Source organism: Phocaeicola vulgatus ATCC 8482, from assembly GCF_000012825.1.
GTDB classification, from domain to species: Bacteria; Bacteroidota; Bacteroidia; order Bacteroidales; family Bacteroidaceae; genus Phocaeicola; species Phocaeicola vulgatus.
The window spans coordinates 1,094,544-1,118,475 of sequence record NC_009614.1; the positions used below are offsets into that span (position 1 = coordinate 1,094,544).

Genomic DNA, 23,932 nt, shown 5'->3' on the forward strand with positions numbered 1-23,932 from the left:
TTATCCTCCTATTAATATACGTAACAAAGAACTTCACCACCGATTTTCAGTTCAGCAGCTTCTTTGTTAGTCATTACACCTTTGGAAGTAGATATTATAGCAATACCTAAACCATTAATAACTCTCGGCATGTCTTTGTAACCCGTATACTTACGTAAACCCGGAGTAGAAACTCTAATAAGCTTCTTAATAGCATTTACTTTGTTTACTGAGTCGTACTTCAAAGCCACTTTGATAGTTCCTTGAGGACCATCTTCTACAAACTTGTAGTTCAGAATGTAGCCTTTGTCGAAAAGGATCTTAGTGATTTCCTTTTTCAAATTTGAGGCAGGCACTTCTACTACTCTGTGCTTTGCACTAATTGCATTTCTCAATCTGGTGAGATAATCTGCGATTGGATCTGTCATATAATAATAAATTAAATTAATCAGGACTACCCTGACAATATTTAAAAATAAAAAGAATTACCAGCTTGCTTTCTTTACGCCCGGAATCAAACCATTAGAAGCCATTTCGCGGAACTGAATTCTTGAAATTCCGAACTGACGAATATAGCCTTTAGGACGACCGGTCAATTTACAACGGTTGTGCAAACGAATAGGATTAGCATTCTTAGGAATAGCCTGTAATTTCTGAGCAGCTTCAAAAGCTTCAGCAGGATCACCTGAGTTGACAATCTTTTTCAACGCAGCACGTTTTTCAGCATATTTGGCTACAAGTTTGGCTCTTTTTACTTCACGAGCCTTCATTGATTCTTTTGCCATAATATATTAATCTTTTTTTGAGTTTTTAAACGGTAAACCAAATTCCTTCAACAAAGCATAACCTTCTTCATCTGTCGGAGCAGAAGTTACAAAGGTAATATTCATTCCGAGAATTTTAGTAATACTATCGATATTTATTTCAGGGAAAATGATTTGTTCCTGAATACCCAATGTATAATTACCTCTTCCATCGAACTTGCTTTCGATACCTTTGAAGTCACGAATACGTGGCAAAGCAACACGAACAAGTTTTTCAAGGAACTCATACATTCTTTCACGACGCAAAGTCACCATTACGCCAATCGGCATTTTCTTACGTAACTTAAAGTTAGCGATATCTTTACGTGAAACTGTTGCAACAGCTTTCTGACCAGTAATTGCTGTTAACTCATTAATAGCAACTTCAATAATCTTCTTATCAGCAACAGCCATACCCAATCCTTGATTGATAACAATCTTCTTAAGTACGGGGATCTGCATTGTTGAAGAATATTGGAACTGATTCTTCAATGCAGGCGCAATGCGCTCTGCATATTCTTTCTTAAGGCTAGCAGTATTACTCATTATTTAATCTCCTCTCCTGATTTTTTAGCATAACGAACAAATGTTCTACCATCAGAACTTTCTCTTCTTCCCACACGTGTTGGCTTGCCTGTTTTAGGATCAACCAAATTCAAGTTTGAGATATGTATAGCAGCTTCCTGCTTTACGATACCACCCTGAGGGTTCTTTGCATTAGGTTTGGTACTTTTTGATACCATATTGATACCTTCTACAAGTGCACGTCCTTCTTTAACAAGAACTTTCAGCACACGGCCAGTTTTACCTTTATCTTCACCAGAGTTTACGTAAACTGTATCGCCTTTTTTTATATGTAATTTACTCATTACTTAAATCTTTTACAAAATTAAAGTACTTCAGGTGCAAGTGATACCACTTTCATGTTTGCAGCACGCAACTCTCTTGCAACAGGGCCAAAAATACGACTTCCTCTAATTTCACCTGCATTATTCAACAATACGCAAGCATTATCATCAAAACGAATATAAGAACCATCAGCACGACGGATTTCTTTCTTAGTACGTACAATTAAAGCCTTTGATACTGCACCTTTTTTAACATCACTAGAGGGGATTACACTCTTGATAGAAACTACAATGACATCCCCTACAGAAGCGTAACGTCTCTTCGTACCGCCTAATACGCGGATACAAAGAGCTTCTTTAGCGCCACTGTTGTCACACACTGTAAGTCTGGATTCTACTTGTATCATAATTACTTAGCTCTTTCAATTATTTCAACCAATCTCCATCTCTTAGTTTTGCTCAAAGGACGAGTTTCCATGATGTGTACTGTATCACCTACATTACATTCATTCTTTTCATCATGAGCATGGTATTTTTTCGTTTTAGAAACGAACTTACCATAAATAGGGTGTTTTTCTTTAAACTTAGCAGCAACAGTAATGGTCTTATCCATCTTATTGCTTACTACAACACCTGTTCTTTCTTTTCTTAAATTTCTAGCTTCCATGAGGACCATTATTATTTGTTAAGTTCTCTCTGATGCAATTCTGCCTTCATACGCGCAATCGTTCTGCGTAACTTTTTAATCTGTGCAGGATTATCCAGCGGAGAGATAGAATGATTTAAAACCATCTGATTGTAATTGGCTACTTCAGCTTCAATTCTTTCTGCCAATTCATTGGTAGCTATTTCTCTAATTTCTGCAATCTTCATAATAAATTAAGCATTTTGATTTTGAGCATCGTAATCACGTCTAACTATAAACTTAGTAGTAACAGGAAGCTTCTGTGCTGCAAGACGCAAAGCTTCTTTAGCTACCTCATAAGGAACACCTTCTGCCTCGATGATAATACGACCCGGAGTAACCGGAGCAACGAAACCTTCAGGAGCACCTTTACCTTTACCCATACGCACATCAGCAGGCTTGCGAGTAATAGGTTTGTCCGGGAAAATACGGATCCAAATCTGTCCTTGACGTTGCATATATCTTGTTACCGCAATACGTGCAGCTTCAATTTGTCTACCTGTAATCCATTTAGTCTCCAAAGATTTAATACCAAATGAGCCGAAAGCCAATTGGTTTCCTCTTTGAGCATTTCCTTTCTGACTGCCCTTCTGCTGTCTTCTGAATTTTGTCTTTTTCGGTTGTAACATAATTCCTAAAATTCAAATCCGTTAGCGATTGTTTTTCTTTCTTTTGAAGTTCTTACCACCGTTATTGTTGCCATTACCACCACGACCACTCTCTTTAGTCTGAGTAAAGTTGGGCGCTAATTCTCTCTTACCATACACTTCACCACGGCAAATCCATACTTTAATACCCAGCAAACCAACTTTAGTCAAAGCTTCTGCATGACAGTAGTCAATATCTGCACGGAAAGTATGCAACGGAGTTCTTCCTTCTTTATACATTTCAGAACGGGCCATTTCTGCTCCATTCAAACGTCCTGAAATCAACACTTTGATACCTTCAGCGCCCATACGCATTGTGTTAGCGATAGCCATCTTGATGGCACGGCGATAGGCAATCTTACCTTCTACCTGACGAGCGATATTATTAGCTACAATAACAGCATCCAACTCAGGTCTCTTCACTTCAAAGATATTGATCTGAATATCTTTGTCCGTGATCTTCTTCAACTCTTCTTTCAGCTTGTCAACTTCCTGACCGCCTTTACCAATGATAATACCCGGACGTGCTGTACAAACCGTAATTGTCACCAATTTCAGTGTACGTTCAATAACAATTCTTGAAACGCTGGCTTTTGCAAGTCTGGCATTCAAATATTTACGGATTTTGCTGTCTTCCAACAAAGCATCACCATAATCATTGCCACCGTACCAATTAGAATCCCATCCTCTGATAATTCCTAAACGGTTGCTTATCGGATTAACTTTCTGTCCCATCTAGTCTTAATTTTGATTATCATTAGTACTCTTAGAATCAACGAACAAAGTCACGTGATTTGAACGTTTACGAATTCTGTAACCTCTTCCCTGCGGAGCCGGACGCATTCTTTTCAGCGTTGCACCACCATCAACATAAATCTTTGTTACAAACAATTCGCCACTTTCTGCCTTACGTTCGTTTTTCTGTTCCCAGTTAGCAATAGCAGAGCGCAACAGTTTTTCCACTCTTGCAGAAGCTTCTTTAGAAGAAAACTTCAAGACACCCAGTGCACGGTTCACTTCCATACCACGGATCATGTCAGCCACGAGACGCATTTTTCGCGGAGAAGTAGGAACATTTTGCAACTTTGCAAAATACATGGTCTTAAGGGCTTCTTTTCTTTTTTCAGCCGATATTTTTTTTCTTGCTCCCATTATTTATTACTTTATTATTTCTTCAGATTATCCTGCTTATTTTTTCTTATTACCTGCATGGCCGCGGAATGTACGTGTCGGTGCAAATTCACCTAATTTGTGTCCTACCATGTTTTCTGTAACGTAAACAGGAATAAATTTATTTCCGTTATGAACTGCAACTGTGTGCCCTACAAAATCAGGCGAGATCATCGAAGCTCTAGCCCAAGTCTTAACGACAACCTTCTTGCCGCTTTCATTCATAGCAAGCACTTTCTTTTCAAGTTTAACGTTAATATATGGACCTTTTTTTAATGAACGACTCATAATTTACTCAATTAATCAGTTATTACTTTCTTCTCTCAATAATATACTTAGAAGACTGTTTTTTCGGAGCTCTTGTCTTCAAGCCCTTAGCATACAAGCCTGTACGTGATCTTGGATGACCTCCTGAAGCGCGTCCTTCACCACCACCCATCGGGTGATCAACAGGATTCATAACAACACCACGGTTGCGAGGACGACGCCCCATCCAACGAGTACGACCTGCCTTACCGGAAGATTCCAATCCATGATCAGAGTTACCAACGCTACCAATAGTAGCCTTACAAGCACTAAGTATTTGTCTTACCTCACCTGAAGGCAATTTAATCACACAATACTTGCCTTCTCTTGAAGTTAACTGAGCAAAATTACCAGCTGATCTTACCAAAGCTGCACCTTGGCCCGGACGTAATTCTATATTGTGAATTACAGTACCAACGGGGATGTTTTCAAGCGGAAGTGCGTTACCAATCTCAGGCGCTGCATTCGCTCCAGACACCAATGTGCTACCAACTTGCAATCCATTAGGAGCAATAATATATCTCTTTTCACCATCAGCATAAAACAGCAAAGCAATACGAGCCGAACGATTCGGATCGTATTCTATAGTTTTAACAACTGCGGGTACACCGTCTTTGTTTCTCTTGAAATCAATAAGTCTGTATTTTCTCTTGTGACCACCGCCCATATAGCGCATTGTCATTTTACCAACGTTGTTGCGACCACCTGTTGAGCGCTTTCCAAATACAAGAGACTTTTCTGGTACCGATGCAGTAATCTCTTCAAAAGTACCAATAATTTTATGTCTTTGCCCCGGTGTTGTGGGCTTAAATTTACGTACTGCCATCTTTATTAAATATTGCTATAAAAATCAATAGTATCGCCTTCTTTCAATGTTACGATAGCTTTCTTATAAGCATTCGTACGACCATTGATGATTCCAGACTTAGTGTAACGGCTTTTACTCTTTCCCGAGTATTTTAGCGTATTTACATCTACTACTGTAACATTATACAAAGCTTCAATCTCACTCTTAATTTCCAACTTGTTAGCTTCAGGACGTACAATAAAGCCGAATCGATTTAACTTCTCGGTAATTGCAGTCATTTTCTCAGTAACCAACGGTTTAATAATAATTCCCATTATCTAAGCCTCCTTTTTAAATTAAGATAAGATATTCTCGATAGCCTTGAGCGAGTTTTCTGTAACAACAAGAGTTTCAGCATTCAATACATTGTAAGTATTTAATGCAGAAGCAATTGCTACATTAGCACGTTCGATGTTACGAGCTGACAAATATACATTTTTATTAGCTTCCGGCAAAACAAGAAGCAACTTTTTGTCAGCAATTTTAAGATTATTTACCATAGAAACGAAATCCTTAGTCTTTGGAGCCTCAAATGTGAAGTCTTCAACAATAATGATTGCGTTCTCTTGAGCTTTATAAGACAATGCCGACTTGCGAGCCAATGTCTTAACTTTTTTATTCAACTTAAACCAATAGTCACGAGGTTTAGGACCAAACACGCGAGCACCACCCACCAATACCGGAGAGTTGATATCACCACGACGAGCACCGCCACCACCTTTCTGACGACCTAATTTACGAGTAGAACCGCTGATTTCGCTTCTTTCTTTAGATTTATGAGTTCCCTGACGTTGGTTAGCCATAAACTGCTTAACGTCCAAATAGATAGCGTGGTCATTGGGTTCAATTCCGAAGATAGATTCGTTTAACGTAACCTTTCTTCCGGTGTCTTCACCTTTAATATTTAATACGTTAACTTCCATTATTTCTCAATTATTACGATTGAACCTTTGCAACCCGGTACCGAACCTTTAATCAAAAGAAGATTGTGTTCCGGAATCACTTTTAATACCTGTAAGTTATGTGTAGTAACGCGGTCACCACCCATTTGGCCACCCATACGCATTCCTTTGAATACTTTTGCAGGGTAAGAACATGCACCGATAGAACCCGGTTTACGAGCGCGGTTGTGCTGACCGTGAGTAGTCTGACCTACTCCACCAAATCCATGTCTTTTAACTACACCTTGGAAGCCTTTACCTTTAGAAGTACCAACAACGTCAACATAAGCCGCATCATTGAACAACTCCACTGTAATAGTGTCTCCCAAATTCAATTCTGTTTCAAAATCTTTGAACTCGGCCAAGTGTCTCTTCGGAGTTACACCAGCTTTTTTAAAGTGCCCCATCAAAGGTTTGGTAGTATGCTTTTCCTTTTTGTCCTGGAAACCTACCTGAACAGCTGCATAGCCGTCTTTCTCAACACTCTTAATCTGAGTAACTACACAAGGACCAGCTTCGATAACAGTGCATGGTACATTTTTACCATCAGCACTGAAAACGGATGTCATTCCGATTTTCTTTCCTAATAATCCTGGCATTTCAGTTAATTTTTAATGCATTAAACTTTAATTTCTACTTCAACTCCACTCGGTAATTCCAACTTCATCAGAGCGTCTACTGTCTTAGCTGTTGAGCTATAGATGTCGATTAATCTCTTGTAAGAAGACAATTCAAACTGTTCACGTGACTTCTTGTTAACGAAAGTCGAACGGTTTACCGTAAAAATACGCTTGTGTGTAGGCAATGGAATAGGACCGCTAACAATAGCACCTGTTGCCTTCACTGTTCTAACGATCTTTTCAGCAGACTTGTCTACCAAGTTGTGATCGTAAGATTTCAGTTTAATTCTAATTTTTTGACTCATTAAATTTTAAATTAAAAAATGATTAAATATAAAGTGGGGCCGGATTAAGAGTCATTCGCTAACCCGTCGCCCCTGTTTTTTTTATTATACTAAGTCTACGCGACCTTTCACTTCTTCAAGTACAGCCTTAGCAATAGAGCTGGAAACTTGAGCATGATGATCATAAGTCATAGATGATGTAGCACGGCCCGAAGTAATAGTACGCAAAGCTGTTACGTAACCAAACATTTCTGCCAAAGGTACTTTAGCTTTTACAATACGAGCTCCAGAACGGCTTGATTCCATACCTTCTACTTGACCACGACGCTTATTCAAGTCACCAATAACATCACCCATGTTTTCTTCAGGAGTTACAACCTCCAGTTTCATAATAGGTTCAGTCAATACAGGACCTGCTTTAGCACATGCATTTTTGTAAGCCTGGATAGCACAGATCTCGAATGACAACTGGTCAGAGTCAACCGGATGGAATGAACCATCCTTCAAAACTACTTTCAGTGAATCAAGCGGATACCCTGCCAACACACCATTCTTCATTGCGGTCTGGAAACCTTTCTGAACTGATGGGATAAATTCCTTAGGAACATTACCGCCCTTCACTTCATCAATAAACTGCAAACCACCTTGTGTAAAGTCTTCATCAACCGGGCCGATTGCCACAATGATATCGGCAAACTTACCACGACCACCAGACTGCTTCTTATAAACTTCACGCAATTCAACAGTCTTAGTGATAGCTTCCTTATAGTTAACCTGAGGTTTACCCTGGTTACATTCTACTTTAAACTCACGTTTCAGACGGTCGATAATAATATCCAAATGAAGCTCACCCATACCGGAAATAATAGTCTGACCGGACTGCTCATCAGTCTTAACAGTAAATGTCGGGTCTTCTTCAGCCAGTTTAGCCAAGCCATTAGACAACTTGTCCAAATCTTTCTGAGTCTTAGGTTCAACTGCAATACCAATTACAGGATCAGGGAATTCCATTGATTCCAATACGATCGGTGCATCTTCATCACACAACGTATCACCTGTACGGATATCCTTGAAACCAACACCGGCACCAATATCACCAGCTCCAATCACCTCTACAGGATTCTGTTTGTTTGAGTGCATCTGGAACAAACGTGATACACGTTCTTTTTTACCCGAACGAGTGTTATAGATATATGAACCAGCCTCTACCTTACCAGAGTAAACACGGAAGAAAGTCAAACGTCCGACATAGGGGTCAGTTGCAATCTTAAATGCCAAAGCTGATGTTTTTTCATCCTCGCTAGGTTTACGGTCTTCCTCTGCTCCTGTAGTCGGATTAGTACCTACAATAGCAGGTGTATCCAACGGAGAAGGCAAGAACGCACAAACATAGTCAAGCAATGTCTGAACTCCCTTATTCTTGAATGAAGAGCCGCAGAACATCGGAACGATATCCATTTTCAATGTACCTGCACGCAAAGCACGCAAGATTTCTTCTTCAGTGATTGTAGAAGGATCATCAAAGAATTTCTCCATTAAAGCATCGTCAAATTCAGCCACTTTTTCGAGCATTTTCTCTCTCCATTCATTAGCTTCATCAACCAAGTTCGCCGGAATTTCTTCTACGCTATAATCTGCACCCATTGTTTCATCGTGCCACAAAATAGCTTTCATTTTAATCAAATCAACAACTCCTTTGAAGCTCTCTTCAGCACCAATAGGAATTACCACAGGGCAAGCATTTGCGCCTAATACATCCTTCATCTGGCGAACAACTTCGAAAAAGTCAGCACCAGAACGGTCCATTTTATTAACGTAACCAATACGAGGCACATTGTATTTATCAGCCTGACGCCATACGGTTTCTGACTGAGGTTCAACACCACCAACCGCACAATAAGCTGCAACAGCTCCATCCAAGACACGTAAAGAACGTTCTACTTCAGCAGTAAAGTCAACGTGTCCCGGAGTGTCAATCAAGTTTATTTTATAAGTATTTCCCGCATATTTCCAACGAGTAGTAGTAGCAGCAGATGTAATAGTAATACCACGTTCCTGCTCCTGCTCCATCCAGTCCATTGTTGCTGCACCATCATGCACCTCACCAATTTTGTGAGTCAAGCCAGTGTAGAACAAAATACGTTCTGAAGTCGTTGTCTTACCAGCATCAATGTGAGCCATGATACCGATATTGCGGGTCAAATGCAAATCATGTTTAGCCATCTTCGTCCTTTACTTATTAATTATTACTTGATTAGAATCTAAAGTGAGCGAATGCACGGTTAGCTTCAGCCATACGGTGCATATCTTCTTTACGCTTATAAGCACCACCCTGTTCGTTGAAAGCGTCAATAATCTCAGCTGCCAGTTTATCTGCCATTGATTTACCACCGCGTTTACGAGCGAAAAGAATCAAGTTTTTCATTGAGATTGACTCTTTACGATCAGGACGAATTTCAGTAGGAACCTGGAAAGTAGCGCCACCTACACGACGAGACTTTACTTCAATCTGCGGAGTTACATTATCCAAAGCTTTCTTCCAGATTTCCAAAGCTGATTTTTCTTCATTAGGAAGTTTTGTTTTCACTGTTTCCAGTGCTGCATAGAAGATCTCATAAGATGTATTCTTTTTTCCATCATACATCAAGTGATTTACGAATTTAGAAACCTTCTGATCATTAAATACCGGATCCGGAAGGATCACACGTTTTTTTGGTTTTGCTTTTCTCATTTTTTCTCAAAATAATGTTTTTGTTTGGGGCTGCACTTTTTCCGTTTACTTCAACGCTTCCTCTGAAGCATTTACTCAACCTTTATAGCTTATTCCAACAAACCAAAACTTAAATTAATATTCTTTGTTTCAGGAATTCAGTTACAATTTACTTCTTTCCTTTTCCTTTTGCAGGAGCTGCAGCTTGTCCTGCTTTAGGACGCTTCGCACCATATTTAGAACGTCTTTGTGTACGACCAGCTACGCCTGCTGTATCCAAAGTACCACGAACGATGTGATAACGTACACCCGGAAGGTCTTTCACACGACCACCACGAACCAACACGATTGAGTGTTCCTGCAAGTTATGACCTTCTCCCGGAATATAAGAGTTTACTTCCTTAGAGTTAGTCAGACGCACACGAGCAACTTTACGCATTGCTGAATTCGGCTTTTTCGGAGTAGTAGTATACACACGAACACAAACGCCACGTCTTTGAGGACATGAATCCAGTGCCGGAGATTTACTCTTCTCAACCAAAACCTCTCTTCCTTTTCTTACTAATTGTTGAATAGTAGGCATTTTGTTTGATTTTTAATTATTATATATTGTTTATTAATTTGCTGTACTAAGTCCAAAACTATACATTTTGGGCTGCAAAGTTACGAATAACATTTTAATAAACAATACTTTCTACTAATAAAAATAGTCTGTTTCTCAAAAAAGTTTTTGAAAAACAGACTACTATGTTATTTTTGCTACAAAAGCCCTTATGCTTCCCCTTTAAATCCGCTTATAGGAGGAATGAATGTTTTTCCATCCGGTCCATTATTTCCCCCATTCATTTCTTCCGGCATTCGAATAGGTCCAAAATTACGTTCGTATTTTGCAACATTCTCCTGTAATGCATACATCAAACGTTTTGCATGTTCAGGAGTCAGTACAATACGTGACTGCACTCCAGCTTTAGGTAATCCCGGCATTACACGCACAAAATCAACAATAAATTCCGAACTGGAATGGGTAATAATGGCAAGATTTGCATACGTTCCTTGAGCTACTTCTTCTTTCAACTCTATCTGCAACTGATTGTTATTTTTTTCGTTTTCCATGATTTTATACTTTAGCATTAAAAAATATTCTGAATTTCAAGGTCCCCAACTTCTATTCTTTGGTTGGAGTACAAATATAGACATTTATTTGTAATAATACAACATACTGATTATTCTATATAATTTTCCTATAGCATTTACTATAAACCTAAAGAAGGTGTGTCGTAATACACGATGCGCCTTCTTTTTTTTCATTGACTATAAAAATCGACTCATTTTTTTAAGCTGCGATATTTTGAGGATTTCTTTGATTTATGCGTTCGCAACATCTAAATAGAACAACTGTAAGCTCATAAAACGGTCTAATCAGCCAATCCATACCTTCTTTAGTTATTTTTGCACACATCTTTTTTATATTGAAGGCAATGGCAAAGAAGGCAAAGTCCATGAAGACCTTATCCTTTCCAAAATGGCGGAAACGTTTGTAATTCATATTGTTTTTCATTTGTCCGAACACGGCTTCCGGTTCTATGCATCTCTGTCCTCTGTGTTTCAGCCCTTCCTCTGAGCAGAGCAACTCTTTGGCTTTTTGCTTGTATTTTCTGAGTCTGTGATTCAACTCTATCGTTCTGTTCCCCTTTGCTTTAAAACATCGGCATCTTAGCGGACAGCCTTCACATCTGATGGCTCTGTACCTGGCATTTTCGCTGACATATCCGGATGCTGTTTTCACATGTCTAGTCCCTATCCTTTGCATCTTCTGTCCCATGGGGCAGATACAAAAGTCTTGTTCTTCATTGTAGTAGAAGTTTTCCGCCTTGAACGGGTCCGGTTTGAATCTCGGCCGCTGTTCCATGTGGAAGTAGTTGTACTTGACGTAGGCTTCCATACCGTTTTCTGACATGAAGCGGTAATTCTCCTCAGAACCGTAGCCGGAATCGGCAACCACCGTATGGGCCAGCCTGTCATATCTGCTTGAGAAGGATTGCAGGAAAGGTATCAGGGTCAGTGTATCCGTAGGGTTCGGGAAGAGTGCAAAGTCGGTAATGAACTGGTTCCCGGTGCCGATCTGGAGGTTGTAACCGGGCTTTGTCTGGCCGTTACGCATGGCATCCTCCTTCATTCTCATGAAAGTAGCGTCATTGTCCGTTTTGGAATAGGAATTCCTGTCCTGCAGCGTGTCCAGACGGTTGTCGTATTCCTGTAGCTTGTCCCTGTGCTCTTCCAACTCCTTCAGCTGTTTGCGTTTCTTTTTCAACGCAGTCTTTTCCTCTTTCGTGGAGGGTTCAGGAACCTGTTCGAGTGCTTGACGCAATTCTCCTGCCATTTCAGTCAGCATGGCCGGAGTGAACTCAATCTCCTCATTGCTTTCCGATGAGTTCTCCTGGGCGATGACATTGTCTATCTGCCCTAGCAGGATATGTATCTTCTTCATCAGGCGTTCACGGTTCCGCTCAACCGTTTTCCGCCAGACGAAAGTATACTTATTGGCTTTGGACTCAATCTTTGTCCCGTCAATGTATTCCACATTCAAGCTGATGAAGCCTTTGGAAGAGAGAAGGAGTACGGTTTGGGTAAACACCTCGTTGATTTCATTCTTCACCCGGTTGCGGAAACGGTTGATGGTGATGAAATCCGGTTTCTCATATCCGGCAAGCCAGATATAATGGATGTCACGGTGAAGGAGCTTTTCGATTTTCCGGCAGGAGTAGATGTTGTTCATATAGGCATACAGGATGACCTTGAGCATCATCCTGGGATGGTAAGGGCTGCGCCCGCATTCCTTATACAACTTCCTGAAACTTTCAAGGTTCAGGCTCTCAACCAAAGCGTCAACCATCCGAACTGGATCATGCTCTGCAATATCCTCGTCAATTCTTGGAGGAAAAAGCACTGTTTGGTTGGGATTGTAAGGACGAAAATGTATCTTTGTCATAGTATAAAATGTTATGCTTAAAGATACAAAATCTTTAGGTAATAACAAAGCCCCTGCTTGTGAAAGTCGGGGCTTTGTGCATAAAAAAAGAAGGTGCGCATTTTGACACACCTTCTTTTACAGTGTATGTATTAAAAATTACTCTACCTCACTATAATCGAGTACATTCTTACGATTAGCAAGAATGCGATCATATTCTTCCTTCGAACCAACAATAATCTTTTCGAATTCACGCTGACCGGTACCGGCAGGAATCAAGTGACCACAAATCACATTCTCCTTCATACCCTCCAATCTATCAACCTTACCATTGATGGCAGCCTCATTCAAAACTTTCGTTGTTTCCTGGAATGATGCAGCAGACATGAAACTTGAAGTTCCCAAAGCGGCACGGGTAATACCTTGCAGAATCTGAGTAGATGTAGCAGGAATAGCATCACGTACTTCAACAGGCTTCAAATCACGACGTTTCAACATACTGTTCTCATCACGCAACTTACGGGCAGTAACAATCTGACCCGGCTGCAAATTCTGAGAATCACCAGAGTCAACAACTACTTTCTTGCCCCAAATACGATCGTTTTCTTCCATGAACTCTTGCTTATCCACTACCTGCTGTTCCAAGAAGCGAGTATCGCCCGGCTCATCGATTTCTACCTTACGCATCATTTGACGAACAATAATCTCAAAGTGTTTGTCGTTAATCTTCACACCCTGCAAACGGTAAACGTCTTGCACTTCATTTACGATATATTCCTGTACAGCCGTGGGACCTTTAATGGCCAAAATGTCAGCAGGAGTAATCGCACCGTCAGATAACGGAGTTCCGGCACGAACGTAGTCATTCTCCTGAACCAATATTTGTTTAGACAGATTCACCAAATACTTTTTCACTTCACCTGTCTTAGATGTGACAATAATTTCACGGTTACCACGCTTAATCTTACCCATAGTAATTTCACCGTCTATTTCAGAAACGACAGCAGGATTAGATGGGTTACGAGCCTCAAACAGTTCTGTAACACGAGGAAGACCACCGGTGATATCACCAGCCTTGCCTACAGCACGAGGAATCTTCACAATAATGTCACCAGCTTTCACTGCCTGACCGTTTTCAACCACAACATGCCCCCCCACGGGTAAGTTATAAGTACGGATCAAATTACCATCCTCGGTTACAATATGGGCAGAAGGTACTTTTGTCTTGTCCTTAGACTCGATAATGATAATTTCACGCAAACCGGTAGCTTCATCAGACTCTACCTTATAAGTTACGTTTTCAACCACACTCTCGAATTCAATCTTACCAGTAGCCTCTGTAATAATAACAGCGTTGAACGGATCCCACTTAGCAATCAGTTTTCCTTTCTCAACAATATCACCGTCTGCAGCATATAATTTTGAACCATAAGGCACATTATGAGTTGACAGGATAATCCCTGTATTCACATCGATAAAGCGGACTTCAGCCAAACGACCGACTACCACTTTCACAGCCTCACCCATTTCATCAACCGTATCTACCGTACGCAATTCTTCGAATTCCAAACGTGCATTATTCTTGGCCACAATGCTTGCATTAGCAGCCATATTACCTGCGATACCACCGGCATGGAATGTACGCAATGTCAACTGTGTACCCGGCTCACCAATAGATTGGGCAGCGATTACGCCGACTGCTTCACCTTTCTGAACCATACGACTGGATGCCAAGTTACGTCCATAACACTTAGCACATACCCCTTTCTTAGATTCACAAGTTAATACCGAACGGATTTCAACGCTTTCAATCGGAGAATCCTCGATTTCCTGCGCAATATCCTCTGTAATCTCCTCTCCACCGGCTACAATCAGTTTACCAGTAGTAGGATGGACGATATCATGTACAGAAACACGTCCTAGAATACGTTCGTACAAAGTAGCAATAACTTCATCGTTATTCTTCAAAGCCGTACAAACCAAACCACGAAGTGTTCCACAGTCTTCTTCATTGATAATCACATCATGCGACACGTCTACCAGACGGCGGGTCAAGTATCCCGCATCAGCAGTCTTCAACGCTGTATCCGCCAAACCTTTACGAGCACCGTGGGTAGAAATAAAATACTCTAACACAGACAAACCTTCTTTAAAGTTTGAAAGAATAGGGTTTTCAATAATCTGTGCGCCTTCAGCACCGGCTTTCTGCGGTTTTGCCATCAAACCACGCATACCAGACAACTGACGAATCTGCTCTTTAGAACCACGGGCCCCGGAATCAAGCATCATAAATACTGAATTGAAGCCTTGGTCATCATTCTTAATCGTCTTGTAAAGTATATCAGACAGGTCACTGTTCACGTGAGTCCATGTATCGATAACCTGGTTATAACGTTCATTGTCAGTAATGAAACCCATATTATAGTTCATCATAATCTGTTCCACTTCCTCATTACCACGTTTTACCAGTTCTTCTTTTTCTTTCGGGATAATAATATCACCCAAGTTGAATGACAGACCACCCTTGAACGCCATATAGTAACCTAAGTTCTTAATACCATCCAAGAATTCACAAGCACGTGCAACACCGACAGCTTTGATAACATCACTAATGATATCTCGCAAAGACTTTTTGGAAATAATGGTATTCAAGTACCCCACTTCCGCTGGAACGATTTCATTTACAATCACACGCCCTACGGAGGTTTCTTTCATCATCACATCTACGATTTTGCCATCTTTGTCCAAGTCCTTCACCACTACGTTGACGATAGCATGAATATCCACTTTACCTTCATTATAAGCAATCAAAGCCTCTTCCGGACCGTAGAAAGTCAAGCCTTCACCTTTAGCCCCTTTTCTCAGCTTGGTAATATAATACAAACCAAGTACCATATCCTGTGCAGGCACAGTAATAGGAGCACCATTAGCAGGATTCAGAATGTTATGAGCTTGAAGCATCAACATCTGTGCTTCCAGAATCGCATCATTACTCAAAGGCAAGTGAACCGCCATCTGGTCACCATCGAAGTCGGCATTGAACGCTGTACAAGCCAACGGGTGCAACTGAATAGCTTTACCTTCAATCATATGCGGTTGGAAAGCCTGAATACCCAAACGGTGCAGAGTCGGCGCACGGTTCAGCAATACAGGATGACCTTTCATGACATGTTCCAAGATATCCCAGATCACAGGCTCCTTGCGGTCTACAATCTTCTTTGCAGATTTTACAGTCTTCACAATACCACGTTCAATCAACTTACGGATGATAAACGGCTTGTAAAGCTCTGCAGCCATCAGTTTAGGAATACCACATTCACCCATCTTCAATTCAGGACCAACAACGATAACCGAACGAGCAGAGTAGTCAACACGCTTACCCAGCAAGTTCTGACGGAAACGTCCTTGCTTACCCTTCAAGCTATCGGACAGTGATTTCAATGGACGATTAGCGTCAGTCTTCACTGCACTTGATTTACGTGAGTTATCGAACAAGGAATCGACAGCCTCCTGCAACATACGTTTTTCGTTACGCAAAATCACTTCGGGAGCCTTGATTTCAATCAGTCGCTTCAAACGGTTGTTACGGATAATCACACGACGATACAAGTCATTCAAGTCAGAGGTAGCGAAACGGCCACCATCCAACGGAACCAATGGACGCAGTTCAGGAGGAATAACCGGCACAATACGTACAATCATCCATTCAGGTTTATTACGTCCGCGAGATGCACGGAACGATTCAACTACCTGCAGACGCTTCAAAGCCTCGTTCTTACGTTGCTGCGAAGAATCATTACTTGCTTTATGACGTAATTCATAAGATAAAGCATCCAAATCCAAAGTTGAGAGCAGATCATAAATGGCTTCTGCTCCCATCTTAGCTATAAACTTATTCGGATCTGTATCTTCCAAATATTGGTTTTCTTTAGGAAGTGTATCCAAGATATCCAAATACTCTTCTTCAGAAAGCAAATCATATTTATTAATGCCATCTTCAGCCTTCACACCCGGCTGGATAACCACATAACGTTCATAATATACAATAGCGTCTAGTTTCTTTGTAGGCAGCCCCAACAAATAACCGATCTTGTTCGGCAATGAACGAAAATACCAGATATGCGCTACAGGCACAACTAACTGAATATGTCCCATACGTTCACGACGGACCTTCTTTTCAGTCACTTCAACGCCACATCGGTCACAAACAATACCTTTATAACGGATACGTTTGTACTTACCGCAATGACATTCGTAATCTTTCACCGGACCGAAAATACGCTCGCAGAACAAACCATCACGTTCCGGTTTGTAGGTACGGTAGTTGATCGTTTCAGGCTTCAACACCTCACCGCTCGAATTCTCAAGGATTTCTTCGGGTGAAGCCAAGCCAATTGAGATTTTCGAGAAATTACTCTTTATCTTAGTTTCTTTTCTAAAAGCCATACTTCCTTATTTATAATGTAAAGAGTTATATTTTTTTATTATTCAAGGTTGATACTCAAGCCAAGACCTCTCAGTTCGTGTAACAATACATTCAGAGATTCGGGGATACCCGGAGTTGGCATAGGTTCACCTTTCACAATAGCTTCGTAAGCCTTTGAGCGTCCTACAACGTCATCAGACTTAATGGTCAGGATTTCCTGTAAGATATGTGCTGCGCCGAATGCTTCAAGCGCCCAAACTTCCATTTCTCCGAAACGCTGACCACCGAACTGTGCCTTACCACCAAGCGGCTGCTGAGTAATAAGGGAGTACGGACCGATAGAACGGGCATGCATCTTATCTTCAACCATGTGCCCTAGTTTCAACATATAAGTTACACCCACTGTTGCAGGTTGGTCAAAGCGTTCGCCTGTACCACCATCACAAAGATAAGTCTTACAATAACGAGGCAATCCAGCTTTATCTGTCCATTCATTTAAATCATCCATAGAAGCACCGTCAAAAATAGGAGTAGCAAATTTCACACCCAACTCTTTTCCGGCACGACCTAATACGGCTTCGAAAATCTGACCAATATTCATACGAGAAGGCACACCCAACGGATTCAATACGATATCTACTGGAGTACCATCTGCTAAGAACGGCATATCTTCCTGACGAACCACACGAGAAACAATACCCTTGTTACCGTGACGTCCCGCCATCTTATCACCTACACCAATCTTACGCTTCTTGGCAATATAAACCTTAGCCATCTGAATAATGCCCGCAGGAAGTTCATCACCGATAGTGATAGCAAACTTCTTACGCTTTAATTCAGCATCCAATTCTTTATATTTCTTCAAATAATTCATCACCAAGTCACGAATCATGTCATTCTTATGAGCATCAGCTGTCCACTTGCTCAACTGGATAATAGTATAATCCAATGATTCCAAATCGCGTTTGGTGAACTTCGCCCCCTTGGCAATAACTTCCGTTCCCAAATAATCTTTCACTCCTTGGGAAACCTTACCATTAGTCAAAACCAATAGTTTCTCAATCAAGATATCTTTCAGTTTTGCTGCCTTTTCTTCGAATTCATCATTCAGTTTAGGCAGAATAGCCTTATCGGCATTCTTCTCACTTCTGCTCTTGATAACACGTGAGAACAACTTCTTGTCAATAACGACACCACGTAATGACGGAGAAGCTTTCAATGAAGCATCCTTCACATCACCTGCCTTATCACCGAAAATAGCACGAAGCAATTTTTCTTCCGGAGAAGGATCTGATTCACCTTTCGGAGTAATCTTACCAATCAGGATATCACCCGGTTCGATACGTGCACCTACACGTACAATACCGTTTTCATCCAAATCTTTAGTAGCTTCTTCACTCACGTTAGGAATATCAGAAGTTAATTCTTCCATACCGCGTTTCGTTTCGCGGACCTCCAAAATATATTCATCAACGTGTACAGAAGTCAGCAAGTCCTCACGTACAACGCGTTCATTCAATACAATAGCATCCTCGTAGTTATAACCTTTCCAAGGCATATAAGCCACCAACAGGTTTTTACCCAATGCAAGCTCACCACCCTGAGTTGAATATCCTTCAGTCAGGATATCACCCTTCTTCACACGCTGTCCTTTATCACAAGTAGGACGGAGGTCAATGGTCATGCTCTGATTAGTCTTACGGAATTTAGGAATTCTGTATTCCTTCAAAGCAGGTTCAAAGCTTACAAATTCTTCATCTTCATTTCTGTCATACAAGATACGAATAGTTGTTGCATCGACATATTCTACAACACCATCACCCTCTGCTGCAATCTGAGTACGAGAGTCTTCAACCAACTGTTTTTCAATACCTGTACCTACAATAGGAGCCTCTGTACGCAACAAAGGAACTGCCTGGCGCATCATGTTTGATCCCATCAATGCACGGTTAGCATCGTCATGTTCCAAGAACGGAATCAAAGAAGCAGCGATAGAAGCAATCTGCTGTGGAGAAACATCCATCAACTCTACCTGGTCAGGAGTAACAACAGGATAATCAGCATCACGACGAGCTTTTACTTTCTCACGAACAAATTTGCCTTCATCATCCAATGGAGCATTACCCTGAGCGATTATCTTATCCTCTTCCTCTTCGGCTGTCAGATATTCAATACCTTCATCAGATATATCCACCTTACCATCAGCTACTTTACGATAAGGAGTTGAAATAAAGCCAAGCTCATTAATCTTAGCATACACACACAAAGAAGAAATCAAACCGATATTCGGACCTTCAGGAGTTTCAATCGGACACAAACGACCATAATGAGTATAGTGTACGTCACGAACCTCAAAACCAGCACGTTCACGTGACAGACCACCAGGTCCTAACGCTGACAAACGACGCTTGTGAGTGATTTCAGCCAATGGATTAGTTTGATCCATGAACTGCGACAAAGCATTTGTTCCAAAGAATGAATTGATAACAGAAGAAATAGTCTTCGCATTAATCAAATCAATCGGAGTAAACACTTCATTGTCACGCACATTCATACGCTCACGGATGGTACGAGACATACGTGCCAGACCAATCGCAAATTGATTGGACAACTGTTCTCCTACAGTACGTACACGACGGTTACTCAAGTGGTCAATATCATCAACATCCGCTTTAGAGTTAATCAGCTCAATCAGATACTTAATGATTTCAATAATATCTTGTTTTGTCAATACCTTCACATCCATGTCCGTAGTCAGTCCCAACTTTTTGTTGATTCTGTAACGTCCTACCTCGCCAAGGTCATATCTTTTTTCAGAGAAGAACAGGTTATTGATAACCTCACGAGCACTGGCATCATCAGCCGGATCTGCATTACGCAACTGACGGTAAATGTAAAGTACAGCCTCTTTTTCAGAGTTGCTCGGGTCTTTCTGAAGGGTATTAAATATAATAGAGTAGTCGGATGAATTCGCTTCTTCCTTGTGAACAAGGATATTCTGAACGCCTGAGTCTATAATTTCATCGATATGATCCTCTTCAATCACAGTTTCACGGTCGATAATAACCTCATTACGTTCAATAGAAACAACTTCACCTGTGTCTTCATCTACGAAATCTTCTGTCCATGTTTTTAAAACACGAGCAGCGAGTTTTCTTCCTACGACTTTCTTCAAGTTAGTCTTATTAACCTTAACGTCTTCAGCCAAATTGAAGATTTCGAGGATATCTTTATCATTTTCAAAACCTACAGCTCTTAACAGAGTAGTAACAGGCAATTTCTTTTTACGGTCGATATACGCATACATTACATTGTTAATATCTGTAGCGAATTCGATCCATGAACCTTTGAATGGAATAATACGGGCAGAGTACAATTTAGTACCGTTAGCATGTACGCTCTGACCAAAGAACACGCCCGGAGAACGGTGCAACTGAGAAACAACTACACGCTCAGCACCATTAATAACAAAAGTTCCTTTCGGAGTCATATACGGAATAGGACCCAGATAAACATCCTGAATAACCGTATCGAAATCTTCATGATCAGGATCAGTACAATACAACTTCAGTTTTGCTTTCAAAGGCACGCTGTATGTGAGCCCGCGCTCCAAACACTCGTCTATTGAATAGTGAGGCGGATCAATGTAATAGTCCAAGAATTCAAGGACAAAGTTATTACGAGTGTCAGCAATAGGGAAGTTTTCAGCGAACACCTTATACAGCCCGTCATTCTTACGCTTTTCGGGCGGGGTATCCAACTGTAAAAAGTCTTGGAATGACTTCAATTGCACTTCCAAGAAATCCGGATACTTCATCGGATTCTTGATGGAAGCAAAATTAACTCTTTGATTTTCAGTATTTGAAGACATTTGTTAATATTTTGTAGAACTTAATAATAATATAGACACAAAAAGGTTAAGAATCCTCTACCAGAGGATTCCTAACCGTATTACCTGATACTCAGGCTAATATTATTTAAGCTCAACTTCAGCTCCAGCTTCTTCCAAAGTTTTCTTCAGTGATTCAGCTTCGTCTTTAGCCAAGCCTTCTTTTACTGTGCTAGGAGCACCGTCTACCATGTCTTTAGCTTCTTTCAAGCCAAGACCACATGCTTCTTTAACGGCTTTAACAACCTGCAATTTTGCAGCACCAGCGCTCTTCAAAACTACATCAAAAGATGTTTTTTCTTCAGCAGCAGCTGCACCAGCAGCAGGACCAGCAGCAACAGCTACAGCTGCAGCAGCAGGTTCAATACCGTATTCTTCTTTAAGGATAGTTGCAAGTTCATTAACTTCTTTTACTGTCAAGTTAACTAATTGTTCTGCAAAAGCTTTCAAATCTGCCATTTTTGTATGATTTTAATTGTTTGTTACTAATTGATTATAAAATTGATTATTCGGCACGTTCGCCCAGAGTCTTAAGAACTCCATGAATGGTGTTACCACCTGATTGAAGAGCAGAAATAACATTTTTCGCCGGTGATTGCAGCAATGCAATAATATCAGCAATAACTTCATTCTTACTCTTAATGTTGCAAAGAGCATCCAGTTGATTAGCACCTACATAGAAACCTTCTTCAGCATAAGCTGCTTTCAATGCAGGAATTTCCTCTTTGTATTCTTTCAACAACTTTGCAGGAGCGTTAGCTACTTCGCTAAACATTACTGAAGTTGTACCTTTTAAAGAATCGAACAACGGAGAGAAATCAACACCTTCCATGCTCATCAGAGCTTTGTGAAGCAAAGAATTCTTCACAACAACCAGCTTAATACCTGCTTTGAAACATTTTCTTCTCAGTTCACTTGTCTTAGCTGCATCCATAGCAGTTGTGTCAACCAAATAGAAATGTCCGTATTGCTTAACGGTTTCAGCCAACTGACCAATAATAACGCCTTTATCTTCCTTTCTCATGATTCCTCCTTATTGTTAGTTTTCTTCTACAGTTTTGGGATCAATCTTGATACCCTTACTCATAGTACTTGAAAGATAAATACTCTTAATATAAGTACCCTTAGCTGAACTTGGTTTCAATTTAATGATAGTAGCGATAAATTCTTTCGCATTATCACGAATCTGATCTGCAGTGAAAGAAACCTTGCCAATTGAAGTATGAACGATACCGCTCTTATCAACCTTAAAGTCAATCTTACCTTGCTTAACTTCCTTAACAGCCTTAGCTACATCCATAGTTACAGTACCACTCTTCGGATTCGGCATTAATCCACGAGGACCAAGAACACGACCCAAAGCACCGATCTTACCCATGATAGACGGCATTGTAATGATTACATCAATATCAGTCCATCCACCTTTGATCTTTTCAATATATTCATCAAGACCAACATAGTCAGCACCAGCTTCTTTTGCAGCAGCTTCAGCATCAGGTGTACACAGAACCAAAACACGCACTTGCTTACCTGTTCCGTGAGGCAATGAAACTACACCACGAACCATCTGGTTAGCTTTACGAGGGTCTACACCTAAACGTACGTCAATATCTAATGAAGCATCAAACTTAGAAAAAGTAATATCTTTAACTAACTGTGCAGCTTCTTTCAGTGAGTATGCTTTCCCTGCTTCAATTTTTTCTGCAGCCAACTTTTGATTTTTTGTCAGTTTACCCATTATAATTGAAGTTTATTAGTTATTACCCGGGAATTCCCCTTTTACAGCGATACCCATACTTCTAGCTGTACCAGCTACCATAGTCATAGCAGACTCGATAGTGAAGCAGTTCAAGTCAACCATTTTGTCCTGAGCAATCGTACGAACTTGTTCCCAAGTAATTTCGGCAACCTTCTTACGGTTAGGCTCAGCAGAACCACTCTTAATCTTAGCCAATTCAAGCAATTGAATAGCTACGGGAGGAGTCTTGATAACAAAATCAAAAGACTTATCTGCGTAGTAGGTAATGATTACAGGTAAAATCTTACCTGCCTTGTCCTGGGTTCTGGCATTGAATTGCTTGCAAAATTCCATGATATTAATACCCTTAGAACCCAAAGCAGGTCCAACGGGAGGTGATGGATTTGCAGCGCCTCCTTTAATCTGTAATTTGATTAGTCCAGCAACTTCTTTAGCCATTTTGTTTCTAATTTTTATATATTAATTATAGCGAAAGTCCAATGCACGTAACAGAATGCATTATTCTTTCTCGACATCCATAAAGCCAAGTTCCAGCGGAGTTTTACGTCCGAAGATCTTAACCATAACCTTCAACTTCCGTTTTTCGGTATTCACCTCTTCAATGAGACCACTGAAGCCACTGAACGGTCCAACGGTAACTTTCACTGTTTCTCCTACGGTATAAGGTACATTAAGTTCCTCACCACCTTCCTGAAGTTCATCCACCGTACCAAGTATACGATTCACTTCCGATTGTCTCAAAGGAACCGGATTTTCGGAACCTCCCAAGAAACCGATTACATTCGGGGTGTTTCTCAAATGATGAGCAACCTCACCGACCAAAGCGGCCTCGACTAAAACGTATCCGGGAAGATAACTTCTTTCTTTCACAATTTTCTTACCATTGCGAACCTGATACACTTTCTCGGTAGGAATCAACACCTGAGACACATACTCGCTAAGATCACTGTTCTTAATGTCAGCATCAAGATACTCCTTAACCTTGCTTTCTTTTCCACTAACAGCACGTAATACGTACCACTTTTTTTCAATCTCAGACATTTTATTCAA

Annotated in this window: 28 protein-coding genes; all 28 read right to left on the bottom strand. The window is 40.7% G+C overall.

From position 1 onward, the window contains the following. Positions 1 to 11: 11 nt before the first annotated feature. Positions 12 to 407 (bottom strand): 30S ribosomal protein S8, encoded by a 396-nt coding sequence (gene rpsH / locus BVU_RS04020; protein ID WP_005844874.1) that lies wholly within the window; start codon positions 405 to 407, stop codon positions 12 to 14. Between the two features lie 57 nt (positions 408 to 464). Further along, positions 465 to 764 (bottom strand): 30S ribosomal protein S14, encoded by a 300-nt coding sequence (gene rpsN / locus BVU_RS04025; protein ID WP_005844872.1) that lies wholly within the window; start codon positions 762 to 764, stop codon positions 465 to 467. 6 nt (positions 765 to 770) lie between these two features. Continuing rightward, positions 771 to 1,328, bottom strand: a complete 558-nt coding sequence (rplE, locus tag BVU_RS04030) for a 50S ribosomal protein L5 (protein WP_005844870.1) — start codon at positions 1,326 to 1,328, stop codon at positions 771 to 773. Next, positions 1,328 to 1,651 carry a 50S ribosomal protein L24 gene (rplX, locus tag BVU_RS04035; RefSeq protein WP_005844868.1) on the bottom strand — a complete coding sequence of 108 codons (324 nt, stop codon included), beginning with the start codon at positions 1,649 to 1,651 and terminating at the stop codon, positions 1,328 to 1,330. The genes rplE and rplX overlap by 1 nt, the downstream gene beginning before the upstream one ends. Before the next feature lie 20 nt (positions 1,652 to 1,671). Then, positions 1,672 to 2,037, bottom strand: a complete 366-nt coding sequence (rplN, locus tag BVU_RS04040) for a 50S ribosomal protein L14 (protein WP_005844866.1) — start codon at positions 2,035 to 2,037, stop codon at positions 1,672 to 1,674. Between the two features lie 2 nt (positions 2,038 to 2,039). Then, entirely contained in the window at positions 2,040 to 2,297 is a 258-nt protein-coding gene (gene rpsQ, locus BVU_RS04045; protein WP_005844864.1) for a 30S ribosomal protein S17, read from the bottom strand. An 11-nt stretch (positions 2,298 to 2,308) separates the two neighbouring features. Next, positions 2,309 to 2,503, bottom strand: a complete 195-nt coding sequence (gene rpmC, locus BVU_RS04050) for a 50S ribosomal protein L29 (RefSeq protein ID WP_005844862.1) — start codon at positions 2,501 to 2,503, stop codon at positions 2,309 to 2,311. Between the two features lie 6 nt (positions 2,504 to 2,509). Further along, positions 2,510 to 2,944, bottom strand: a complete 435-nt coding sequence (gene rplP / locus BVU_RS04055; RefSeq protein ID WP_005844860.1) for a 50S ribosomal protein L16 — start codon at positions 2,942 to 2,944, stop codon at positions 2,510 to 2,512. Positions 2,945 to 2,965: 21 nt separating this feature from the next. Then, positions 2,966 to 3,697 carry a 30S ribosomal protein S3 gene (gene rpsC, locus BVU_RS04060; protein ID WP_005844858.1) on the bottom strand — a complete coding sequence of 244 codons (732 nt, stop codon included), beginning with the start codon at positions 3,695 to 3,697 and terminating at the stop codon, positions 2,966 to 2,968. Between the two features lie 6 nt (positions 3,698 to 3,703). Then, positions 3,704 to 4,114: a 50S ribosomal protein L22 gene (gene rplV, locus BVU_RS04065; RefSeq protein WP_005844856.1), complete on the bottom strand. Its 411-nt coding sequence runs from the start codon at positions 4,112 to 4,114 to the stop codon at positions 3,704 to 3,706. A 36-nt stretch (positions 4,115 to 4,150) separates the two neighbouring features. After that, positions 4,151 to 4,420: a 30S ribosomal protein S19 gene (gene rpsS, locus BVU_RS04070; protein ID WP_002558070.1), complete on the bottom strand. Its 270-nt coding sequence runs from the start codon at positions 4,418 to 4,420 to the stop codon at positions 4,151 to 4,153. A gap of 22 nt (positions 4,421 to 4,442) precedes the next feature. Then, positions 4,443 to 5,264, bottom strand: a complete 822-nt coding sequence (rplB, locus tag BVU_RS04075; protein WP_005850640.1) for a 50S ribosomal protein L2 — start codon at positions 5,262 to 5,264, stop codon at positions 4,443 to 4,445. Between the two features lie 5 nt (positions 5,265 to 5,269). Further along, positions 5,270 to 5,560, bottom strand: coding sequence for a 50S ribosomal protein L23 (rplW, locus tag BVU_RS04080; protein WP_005844851.1), 291 nt, complete (start codon positions 5,558 to 5,560; stop codon positions 5,270 to 5,272). A 21-nt stretch (positions 5,561 to 5,581) separates the two neighbouring features. Further along, positions 5,582 to 6,208, bottom strand: a complete 627-nt coding sequence (rplD, locus tag BVU_RS04085) for a 50S ribosomal protein L4 (RefSeq protein WP_005844849.1) — start codon at positions 6,206 to 6,208, stop codon at positions 5,582 to 5,584. Further along, on the bottom strand, positions 6,208 to 6,825 hold the full coding sequence (gene rplC, locus BVU_RS04090; RefSeq protein ID WP_005844847.1) for a 50S ribosomal protein L3: 618 nt from the start codon (positions 6,823 to 6,825) through the stop codon (positions 6,208 to 6,210). The genes rplD and rplC overlap by 1 nt, the downstream gene beginning before the upstream one ends. A gap of 20 nt (positions 6,826 to 6,845) precedes the next feature. Next, positions 6,846 to 7,151, bottom strand: a complete 306-nt coding sequence (gene rpsJ / locus BVU_RS04095; protein WP_002558075.1) for a 30S ribosomal protein S10 — start codon at positions 7,149 to 7,151, stop codon at positions 6,846 to 6,848. An 84-nt stretch (positions 7,152 to 7,235) separates the two neighbouring features. Beyond that, positions 7,236 to 9,353, bottom strand: coding sequence for an elongation factor G (fusA, locus tag BVU_RS04100; protein ID WP_005844844.1), 2,118 nt, complete (start codon positions 9,351 to 9,353; stop codon positions 7,236 to 7,238). Positions 9,354 to 9,384: 31 nt separating this feature from the next. Next, the gene (gene rpsG / locus BVU_RS04105) at positions 9,385 to 9,861 is read right to left on the bottom strand and encodes a 30S ribosomal protein S7 (protein ID WP_005844842.1); all 477 of its coding nucleotides are present in this window, start codon (positions 9,859 to 9,861) and stop codon (positions 9,385 to 9,387) included. A gap of 148 nt (positions 9,862 to 10,009) precedes the next feature. After that, on the bottom strand, positions 10,010 to 10,423 hold the full coding sequence (rpsL, locus tag BVU_RS04110; RefSeq protein WP_005844840.1) for a 30S ribosomal protein S12: 414 nt from the start codon (positions 10,421 to 10,423) through the stop codon (positions 10,010 to 10,012). A gap of 188 nt (positions 10,424 to 10,611) precedes the next feature. Next, a complete protein-coding gene (locus tag BVU_RS04115) occupies positions 10,612 to 10,953 on the bottom strand; it encodes a DUF3467 domain-containing protein (protein ID WP_005844838.1) in 342 nt (113 codons plus the stop codon). A gap of 220 nt (positions 10,954 to 11,173) precedes the next feature. Continuing rightward, positions 11,174 to 12,829: an IS1182 family transposase gene (locus BVU_RS04120; RefSeq protein ID WP_011964905.1), complete on the bottom strand. Its 1,656-nt coding sequence runs from the start codon at positions 12,827 to 12,829 to the stop codon at positions 11,174 to 11,176. Between the two features lie 138 nt (positions 12,830 to 12,967). After that, positions 12,968 to 17,254 (bottom strand): DNA-directed RNA polymerase subunit beta', encoded by a 4,287-nt coding sequence (gene rpoC / locus BVU_RS04125; RefSeq protein WP_005844836.1) that lies wholly within the window; start codon positions 17,252 to 17,254, stop codon positions 12,968 to 12,970. A gap of 38 nt (positions 17,255 to 17,292) precedes the next feature. Further along, positions 17,293 to 21,105, bottom strand: coding sequence for a DNA-directed RNA polymerase subunit beta (rpoB, locus tag BVU_RS04130; protein ID WP_005844834.1), 3,813 nt, complete (start codon positions 21,103 to 21,105; stop codon positions 17,293 to 17,295). 102 nt (positions 21,106 to 21,207) lie between these two features. Further along, entirely contained in the window at positions 21,208 to 21,582 is a 375-nt protein-coding gene (rplL, locus tag BVU_RS04135) for a 50S ribosomal protein L7/L12 (protein ID WP_005844832.1), read from the bottom strand. Between the two features lie 46 nt (positions 21,583 to 21,628). Next, the gene (rplJ, locus tag BVU_RS04140) at positions 21,629 to 22,147 is read right to left on the bottom strand and encodes a 50S ribosomal protein L10 (RefSeq protein ID WP_005844830.1); all 519 of its coding nucleotides are present in this window, start codon (positions 22,145 to 22,147) and stop codon (positions 21,629 to 21,631) included. A 15-nt stretch (positions 22,148 to 22,162) separates the two neighbouring features. Further along, positions 22,163 to 22,861, bottom strand: a complete 699-nt coding sequence (gene rplA / locus BVU_RS04145) for a 50S ribosomal protein L1 (RefSeq protein ID WP_005844828.1) — start codon at positions 22,859 to 22,861, stop codon at positions 22,163 to 22,165. Between the two features lie 15 nt (positions 22,862 to 22,876). Next, positions 22,877 to 23,320, bottom strand: a complete 444-nt coding sequence (gene rplK / locus BVU_RS04150) for a 50S ribosomal protein L11 (RefSeq protein ID WP_005844826.1) — start codon at positions 23,318 to 23,320, stop codon at positions 22,877 to 22,879. A 60-nt stretch (positions 23,321 to 23,380) separates the two neighbouring features. Continuing rightward, positions 23,381 to 23,923 carry a transcription termination/antitermination protein NusG gene (nusG, locus tag BVU_RS04155; protein WP_005844824.1) on the bottom strand — a complete coding sequence of 181 codons (543 nt, stop codon included), beginning with the start codon at positions 23,921 to 23,923 and terminating at the stop codon, positions 23,381 to 23,383. Positions 23,924 to 23,932 lie beyond the last annotated feature (9 nt).